The following is an 8,024-nucleotide window of genomic DNA, read 5'->3' as shown; positions in this document are numbered from 1 at the left end:
TGGCGTATGGGTGTCTGACTTGAACAAGAAGGCCATCTTGACGGCTGGAATGGCCAAAGGTTCATCTGCTTCAACAGGCAAGTAATTAGTTGAAAGGGGCTATTATGAGTGAAACTAGTGTTGATACTGCAAGCGACTATGAGAAACTCTTAGACCCTAAGAGTTCGGTTAAGGATAAGCTTGAAATCATTGAAAAAAATGTGAAAGCTCGCTTGTCTGTCTTGCTCGGGATTAAAAACACAAACATTCCTGATCAGTTTGACTACATTGTAGATGAAGTAGTGGCTGCTCGTTTTTCTCGTATTGGTAATGAGGGGATGAAGTCTGCTGGTCAGGATGGGTTAACACTTGTCTTTCAAGAAGATGATTTTTCTAAGTTCAAGAATGAGATTGACGAATACCGCACCGGAAACGTTACTGGTCGGCAGAGAGGTCGGGTGATGTTCCTATGAACGCAGCTACAAAGGTTGCTTTGTATGTCAAAGTCAAAGGAACACAAGACCCTCGTAATCCTCGCAAAAAAGGGGATGACGAGTTAGTTGCCGAGGTTACAGTGAATGTGACTAACTTAAGCGCTGCTAAGTCATATCGAGAGTACGGCATTGTTTCATACGGAGAGAAGATTATTCGTTCTGTTGGTATCCTGCCATACTTTGATTATTGCTTGATTGATGGCAAAAAGTACGTGGTGCAGGAACGACAGACAGCTGGTATTCGCTCGTCTATTCGAGTAAAGGAGGGATAATGTCATCTGGAATGAAAGTTGTAGGAGCTGATAAGTTCATCTCTGGTCAGCATAGATTGATGGCTGCCGTTCCTAAGCAGGTTGAGGCGCTTATTCGCTCTACATCCGCTAGTACACAACAGCAAGCACAAAGGCTTGAACCGGTTAAAACTGGGTTCTTAAAGCGCCAGACAAAAGTCACTGTTACCAATAATGCATGGCATATACGTGGAGTTGTTTCTGCTGATGCGTACAATGGTAAGTTTAACTATGGCTATGCTCAGGAGAATGGAACTAAGCATATCAAGCCGAAACTTTTCATGTATCAAGCATTTGAAACACATAAGAACGTATTTATCAGCAAGATAAAGGCGGTGGTTCATGTTTAGAGCAAAGCCGGACTACGAACTTTACAAAAATATTGGCGGTTATCTATACGAAGAGTATGGAAACCGCTTTTTTAATACACTCCCAGAGTTACATGATGAAAACTTTGACACACCTCTTATTTGTATTGGTGATTATTCAATGGCCCAAGATACGCCAACTAAGGATGTCCTGCGGTCACGCCCATCAATCACGATTCACTTGTTTGTATCGGCTAATGTTGGGGATGGAAGAGATCAATTAGAGGGAATCATGTCTAGGGTATACGCATATGCTCTTGGGCTTAACTTAGTAGGGGAATATCAAGTTGCTTTAGATACTAGATACACCGTTAATTCGGTGTCACTGGAACAAGAAGATAATTTGAGACTACTACACGGAACACTCGATTTAACATATCGAGTCAATTAACAAGGAGGAAGAATGGCAGATTTGAAAACAATGTCTGGTGGAAAGGCACTGGTTTTTGCTCGTGTTGAAGAAGACCAAGCAAATGCTAGTGGAGTGATGGTTGCTTATCAAACAACTTACTCATATAAGCGGTCTAAGGACTCAAAGACTGAAGACACTAAGACTGGAAAAGTATTGAAGGGTGGAGCTGTAGAAGCTACGTTCTCATTGGAATTGTTATCATCTAAGCAAGAAATTGTAACGAAGCTTGACAATGCCTTTAATGATGGCAAGAACGTTCAATTCTGGATTGTCTACACAGACACGCCAGGAACAAAGACTGGAACATATGTTGCTCGTTCGATGACGGCTGTAATGACTTCAGTTGAAGAAACTGGAGACTCAGATAACTCAGTTTCTTTGAAGATTGAGGCATCAGTTGAAGGTGGTTACGCAGCTTCTGGAGAAGTACAGTTGAACCTTGATGATGACAAGGACAAGGGAGTTCAATTCATTCAGCTTGGCAAGGTAACTGAAAATGAAACGTCAAATAGTTCATCGGCACCAACGCCAACAAAGTAAATGACCATAGCGACAACGGCTAAACGTTCAAATGGGGTGAGAGGCCCAACGTTAGACAAACAGAAAAATAGGAGATTAAACATGGAATATACAGTAAATGGTAAGACGGAAGAATTTTCTTTTGATATGAAATTCATTCGAGAAATGGATCGTATGCACAAGATTAGCCGATTTGGAATGGATATGGCAGTTGGACTGCAAACTTCTTTAAACGCTTTTCTAAACATGGACTCATTAACGGCATTGTCAGACATCTTGCTAGGCGCTAACCACGCTGCTGGAGGAAATTTGAAGACAAGCGATATCGATGCATTCTTTGAAGATGAAAATACTGACTTGGATGCTGTCTGGGAGGAAGTAGCTAAGACACTTGAAGAAGGAAAATTTACGAAGCGCCGGGTAGCAAAGATGCAAGCCGAACAAGCAGCGCAATTGGCAGCCCAGAAGGCGATGATGGAAGAAAATTAGATAGTGAGAGTCGCTATCATGAATTAATTGTTAATGGCCTTAGATGGTTCAATGTATCGCGAGTAAGCGATGTTGAACAGATGACACCAGCTGAGTATGAATTGCAAGTTGAAGCTTATGAGTTGCGACAAGTAGATAAATCTAGGGAACATTATGAAATTGCCTGGGCCACAATGAAGTCTCAGCAAACCACGGCCAGCGGTAAAGATTTGAAATATAACACATTTGAAAAGCTCTATGAAACTGATGCTAAAAAGATGATGAAAAAGATTAAATCACGCTACAACCCAGCCGTAGTTCAATCTGATGTAGATGATACTGAACAAACAGACATGAGCTTACTGGATAAGCTAGAAAGGAGGTTAAATGGCTGATAATTGGCAGGTCACAGCAATATACGATGCCAATGTTGCTGGATTAATGGCTGGAGTGCAGTCTGCAATCAATACAATGGATCGATTTGCGGATAGTGCCAAAAGCTCTATGGGAAACATTGAAAGAACAATGAAGCCTATTGGAAAGACCATGTTAGCTGCTGGTGCAGCAACAACTGCATTGGGAGTAACCTCTTTGAAGGCTTTTGGAACGTTTGAACAAAGCCTTAATCAAGCGGCAGTTATCGCTGGAGGGACTTCCAAAGATATTGGCGGTTTATCTGACATGGCCAATAAAATGGGAGCTGATTTGCCTCTGAGTGCTCAAGCGGCAGCGGAAGCAATGGTTGCGATGGCTCGTGATGGAGCTTCTATTAGCACAATCAAGGAAGAATTCCCGTCTATTGCTCGTGCGGCTACTGCTGCTGGGGAAGATTTGCAAACGACTGCTGGTGTAGTTCAGCAATCAATGAACATTTGGGGCAAAAGCCTTGATGGGTCATCACAGGCAGCCGCTATTCTGACTCAGACAGCCAACCTATCTAACGCTTCAATTGGATCAATGCAACAAGCGCTGGCTACTATTGGTGGAACAGCCTCGAATGCTGGAATATCCATGCAGGACACGTCAACGGCTATCGGTCTTTTGACTAACCGTGGTTTTAGTGCCGCTCAGGCTTCACAAGATTTAAACCACGCTATGTTGATGATGCAAGCACCAAGTAAAGTTGCTGCTAAACAAATGAGTGCATTGGGCATTACTTTTACTGATGCTCAAGGAAATATGAAGCAATTCCCTCAAATATTGTCTGAAATATCTCAAAAAATGGACGGAATGAGCTCTAGTGATAAAGCGGCAGCATTGAAGAACATGTTTGGAACGTCTGGAATGGCCGCCATTCTTCCACTTCTTGACTCAATTAATGACAAAACTGGTAACACGACGACTTCATGGGATGCTTTTTCAAAGGAAATGCAAAAAGCTTCGGCAAACGGACAAGTATCTACTGACTTTTTGAACAATCAAGCAACTGAAATGCAAAAGAATATTGGTTCTAAGATTGAACAGATTGGTGGAAACTGGGAATCTCTTCGGAACAAGTCAATGTCAAGTAAGTCTGGCGTTACTGGTTCAATGATTGATATGACAAATTCAACCATTCAATGGGCCGAGCAAAGTAGTAACCCTATTGCTAAGGTAACACGAGGGTTTGTTGGATTATCTCCAGCCATAGGCCCCGCAGTAACCGCAACCGGAGGTTTCTTAGTTAATGTTGGCAAGATTGGTTCGGCAGTATCTGGAACAGTAAAAGTAATGTCAGGGATGACGAAGACTATTTTCGGACTTGTTGCTAAAATGTTGGGGCTTAGCGGTGCTAATACTACTGTTGCCACAACTTCTGCACCGGCAGCGGCTGGTACAAAAGCAGTCGGAGGGGCTGCTAAAACTTCCGCAAAAGATATGATGCAGATGGGGCTGGCAGTTCTTGAAATTGGAGCTGGTCTTGCCTTAGTAACAGTCGGATTTGCTGCTCTTGTGTTATCGATTACTCAATTAGCTAAGACAGGTACAGCAGGAATAATTGCTCTTACTGGCGTAACTATTGCAATATCTGCACTAGTTGCAGTATTTGCGATATTTGGTCCGGCCCTTAGTGCTGCACTTCCAGGAATGATAGGACTTGCTGCAGTGACAATATCATTTGGAGCGGCTATTTTGATGGCTGGAGTAGGAGTTGGAATTGCAGCGGCAGGAATTAGTTTGTTAGTAAATTCTATTTCTAATTTGATAATTGTTTTGAGCACCGCTAGTACAGCGAGCCAAAATATTCAAATGATTATGCTTGCAATGGGGCAGGGCTTCGCTTTAATGATTGTTGGATTTTTAGCAACAATTACTGCAAACGCACCACTTATTGTTTCAGCATTTGTAAATATTATTGTTCAATTCGTGCAGACACTGGCAACAAACACACCTATTCTTATTCAGTCGTTCATTAATATGTTAATCGGCATGATGAACGGTATTGCAACACAGGCGCCACAACTTATTAATTCATTTGTTAATATGATTGTTAATATTTTAAACGCCTTGACTGCTAATGTTCCTAAATTTATGGAAGCAGCGGTTAATTTTGTGGTTGCGATGATTAATGGATTAGCAGATAATGCTGACAAACTTATTGATGCAGGTTTGAATTTATTAATTAAGACGGTTCTTGGAATTACCAATAACCTTCACAAATTAACTGGTGCGGCTATCGAATTTGTAGAAAGATTAGCATTCGAATTGGGGTATGCTGCTGGACGATTATTAGCATCTGGTACGACGTTGGTTGATAAAGTTATTGATGGATTTAAGAGTGGATATTCTCAAGGACATGGATTAGGGTCTGGATTTGTTACTAAGATTGCTGATGGAATTAAGCCATCATCTCTTGTAAAAAATGGAAGAGCCATTATTGATGGATTTATTGACGGAATAAAGGGTGCATGGGAAAGCGGTAAGAAAATTTTATCGGATATAACTCATGCAATTCCAAAATTAAAAGGACCTTATTCTTATGATAAAGTATTGCTTAATCCTGCAGGGAAAGCAATTATGGATGGGCTTAATAAAGGAATTTTAAGTGGATTTGAGGTAGTCAAGTCGAACCTTTCTGGAATGGCTAATATCATTGAACAGAAGTTTGGAAATCCAAGTCTTGAATATTCAATGAATCCAGTTTTGTCAGAAGATTTGAGTAATTTGCAATCTGGCAATATGCAAGTTAACGGTAAAATTGGTCAAACTATGCAAATGCAATCTGATAGCCTAATCAGCGATAAGCTGAATGATGTCGTTGAAGCCGTTAAAAATGGTCATATCATTTCCATGGATAGCGGTAAATTGGTTGGAGCGACCGTTAATGATTACGATGGTGCTCTTGGAAGTATCATGACAAATGATCGGAGGAACACGCTATGAGTTCAGAATACATTCAATTTGGTCAATTTAATTCATCAGATTATGGATTATATTTACTTGAGCGTGAGGCCCCAACACCGGCAGAAAAGGTAGTTACCGAAAACTTGAGTTATGCCAATGGTATTTTGGACTTTTCGAGTGTCACAGGTGAACGCTTTTTTGACCAGCGTTCAATCGCTTATCAATTTAGGGCCTACAAACTGCCCTACAGCGAGCGTAAGTTGCTGGAAAACAAAGTAAAGCGGCTAATTATGTCACCGTTTGACCAACGACTATATGATAGCCACGACAAGGGATATTATTGGGTTGGTAAGGCAAAGAGTGTCAAAGTTGATGATGATGCAACTTATAATACTCTTACCTTAAATATTGAATTTGACCTATACCCGTTCGCCATTAAGAATAACAGTAGCATTGATAACTATGATGACTGGGATACCTTTGATTTCGATAATGACTTCATTCAGCCGTTCTCTTACCAAATTGACGGCAAGCGTGAGCTTGATTTGATGAATGTTGGCGAGAACAGCCTTAGTCCAACGGTTGTGACGAGTGACAATATCGAGGTTGTCAAGAACGGTCGTTCATATATGTTCAGTCCTGATAAATCGAAAGATTATCTGTTCTCATTAGAACGGGGAAATAATCATGTGACGATTAAGGGCAATGCGACAGTTCGATTTGTGATTCAAAGTGAGGTGTTGCTCTAATGTACCGAGTAATTGTTTACAAGAATGCTAGTGACCAGGTCGGCGAGGTGCTACATGAGCCACGTAATTATGGTAATAAGGCCATATCTGGTGAATTGGATATGCAGTTTAATGGTATTTCAACAGCCTTATTTACAATTACAATGCAAAATAGCCTCTATCGTCAGTCAGAAGCCATCGCCAACCTTGTTAAGGTGATTGACACTAACACAGGTAAAGTCGTCTTTGACGGCCGTGTGGTTAAGATTGATGGTTCCTTTAGTGGTAGCCACACGCAAACGCTACAATGCGAGGACTGCCTAGCTTATCTGCACGATAGCACGCAAGTATATCGTAAGGTCCAAAACACGAGTATTCGGGACTTCCTGCAGATGATTGTTGATGAACATAACCGGCAAGTTGAACCCCACAAGCGTTTTCAATTGGGGCAAGTGACCGTCGTTAATAGTACGGACAATGTCTATCGTTACACGGATGATGCTCAAGACACCTTTGACACAATTAAAGACAAGCTGATAAGTCGCTTAGGCGGCTTTTTAATTTGGCATCGTGACAGCAATGGGCAACTGGTGCTGGAGTACTTGGCCAGCGTTGGCGAACATATTGATACACCAATCAAGTTGGGTAAAAACCTCAAGAGTGCTAAGCGTGAGTATGATGTTCGAGACATTATTACTCGTCTAGTACCAATTGGATCACCAATTGAACAGCAACAAACTGAACAGTCAAGCGATGACACGGCTGCCGCACAACCAAAGACAACTATCGAATCAGTTAATAACGGTATTCGTTACTTAGACGACTCAGCTTTGATTGGTCGCTTTGGCATTATCCAGAAGGCTGTCGAGTGGAATAACGTAAAAGTTCCTAGCATTCTGAAGAGCAAAGGACAGGATTACCTGCAGAATCAGCGAGTCGGTTTGCTAACGTGGTCGGTTGATGTGGTTGATATTTCGTTGTTAGACCCAACATATAAGTCATTTGAGATGGGAAACTTTTACCCAATTCACGACCAATTCTTGGGACTGGTAGAAGATTTGCAGGTTGTTGCTAAGAAGCTGGATATTACACAACCACACAAGATGTCACTCACGATTGGTACGAAGAATCGAACCCTTTCCCAGTATCAGCTCGACTATCAGGCTGCTATGCAGTATGCCGAGCAACAAAGGCAGAATGCACAACAGACGGCTAATGATTTGAAGAACCGAATCAAGGAACTGTTGACAGTCACAAATCGTATTCCTGAACAAGATAAAGAAATTGCTGATTTGCAAAACCGCTTGAAGGAGTTAGAAGCGCAACAGACACAGTATTTTGATGGGGTTATTATTGATGTCTCCGAGTTTCAGGGCGATATTGATTGGTCGAGAGTAAAGGCTAGTGGTCTAGCATTGGCCATTGTCCGAGTGCAGTACGGT

The 8,024-nt window shown here is 41.7% G+C and carries 10 protein-coding genes; all 10 read left to right on the top strand.

The annotated features are described in order from the left end of the window. Positions 1–104: 104 nt before the first annotated feature. The gene (locus IV71_RS07025; RefSeq protein ID WP_010691243.1) at positions 105–452 is read left to right on the top strand and encodes a phage head-tail connector protein; all 348 of its coding nucleotides are present in this window, start codon (positions 105–107) and stop codon (positions 450–452) included. Continuing rightward, the gene (locus tag IV71_RS07020) at positions 449–745 is read left to right on the top strand and encodes a hypothetical protein (RefSeq protein WP_010691241.1); all 297 of its coding nucleotides are present in this window, start codon (positions 449–451) and stop codon (positions 743–745) included. The genes IV71_RS07025 and IV71_RS07020 overlap by 4 nt, the downstream gene beginning before the upstream one ends. Further along, positions 745–1,113 carry a hypothetical protein gene (locus IV71_RS07015; protein ID WP_010691239.1) on the top strand — a complete coding sequence of 123 codons (369 nt, stop codon included), beginning with the start codon at positions 745–747 and terminating at the stop codon, positions 1,111–1,113. The genes IV71_RS07020 and IV71_RS07015 overlap by 1 nt, the downstream gene beginning before the upstream one ends. Further along, a complete protein-coding gene (locus IV71_RS07010; protein WP_010691237.1) occupies positions 1,106–1,522 on the top strand; it encodes a hypothetical protein in 417 nt (138 codons plus the stop codon). Before IV71_RS07015 ends, IV71_RS07010 begins: the two co-directional genes overlap by 8 nt. 12 nt (positions 1,523–1,534) lie before the next feature. Next, positions 1,535–2,083, top strand: coding sequence for a phage major tail protein, TP901-1 family (locus IV71_RS07005; protein WP_010691234.1), 549 nt, complete (start codon positions 1,535–1,537; stop codon positions 2,081–2,083). 81 nt (positions 2,084–2,164) lie between these two features. Further along, a complete protein-coding gene (locus IV71_RS07000) occupies positions 2,165–2,551 on the top strand; it encodes a tail assembly chaperone (RefSeq protein WP_010691232.1) in 387 nt (128 codons plus the stop codon). A gap of 80 nt (positions 2,552–2,631) precedes the next feature. Continuing rightward, positions 2,632–2,925: a hypothetical protein gene (locus tag IV71_RS06995; RefSeq protein WP_010691231.1), complete on the top strand. Its 294-nt coding sequence runs from the start codon at positions 2,632–2,634 to the stop codon at positions 2,923–2,925. Continuing rightward, positions 2,918–5,893 (top strand): phage tail tape measure protein, encoded by a 2,976-nt coding sequence (locus tag IV71_RS06990; RefSeq protein WP_056995056.1) that lies wholly within the window; start codon positions 2,918–2,920, stop codon positions 5,891–5,893. The genes IV71_RS06995 and IV71_RS06990 overlap by 8 nt, the downstream gene beginning before the upstream one ends. After that, positions 5,890–6,603 carry a hypothetical protein gene (locus IV71_RS06985; protein ID WP_010691225.1) on the top strand — a complete coding sequence of 238 codons (714 nt, stop codon included), beginning with the start codon at positions 5,890–5,892 and terminating at the stop codon, positions 6,601–6,603. Before IV71_RS06990 ends, IV71_RS06985 begins: the two co-directional genes overlap by 4 nt. Continuing rightward, a partial coding sequence (locus tag IV71_RS06980; RefSeq protein WP_056995055.1) for a phage tail spike protein occupies positions 6,603–8,024 on the top strand: 1,422 nt, incomplete at its 3' end. The genes IV71_RS06985 and IV71_RS06980, both read left to right, overlap by 1 nt.

This window comes from Fructobacillus fructosus KCTC 3544 (assembly GCF_001438695.1).
GTDB lineage: Bacteria > Bacillota > Bacilli > Lactobacillales > Lactobacillaceae > Fructobacillus > Fructobacillus fructosus.
This window is presented reverse-complemented; position numbering and strand designations above follow the sequence as displayed.

What these genes read in the sequence shown, in the direction of transcription:
- IV71_RS07025 (WP_010691243.1), top strand. Translation starts at nt 105, where the DNA reads ATGAGTGAAACTAGTGTTGATACTGCAAGCGACTATGAGAAACTCTTA.
- IV71_RS07020 (WP_010691241.1), top strand. Translation starts at nt 449, where the DNA reads ATGAACGCAGCTACAAAGGTTGCTTTGTATGTCAAAGTCAAAGGAACA.
- IV71_RS07015 (WP_010691239.1), top strand. Translation starts at nt 745, where the DNA reads ATGTCATCTGGAATGAAAGTTGTAGGAGCTGATAAGTTCATCTCTGGT.
- IV71_RS07010 (WP_010691237.1), top strand. Translation starts at nt 1,106, where the DNA reads ATGTTTAGAGCAAAGCCGGACTACGAACTTTACAAAAATATTGGCGGT.
- IV71_RS07005 (WP_010691234.1), top strand. Translation starts at nt 1,535, where the DNA reads ATGGCAGATTTGAAAACAATGTCTGGTGGAAAGGCACTGGTTTTTGCT.
- IV71_RS07000 (WP_010691232.1), top strand. Translation starts at nt 2,165, where the DNA reads ATGGAATATACAGTAAATGGTAAGACGGAAGAATTTTCTTTTGATATG.
- IV71_RS06995 (WP_010691231.1), top strand. Translation starts at nt 2,632, where the DNA reads ATGACACCAGCTGAGTATGAATTGCAAGTTGAAGCTTATGAGTTGCGA.
- IV71_RS06990 (WP_056995056.1), top strand. Translation starts at nt 2,918, where the DNA reads ATGGCTGATAATTGGCAGGTCACAGCAATATACGATGCCAATGTTGCT.
- IV71_RS06985 (WP_010691225.1), top strand. Translation starts at nt 5,890, where the DNA reads ATGAGTTCAGAATACATTCAATTTGGTCAATTTAATTCATCAGATTAT.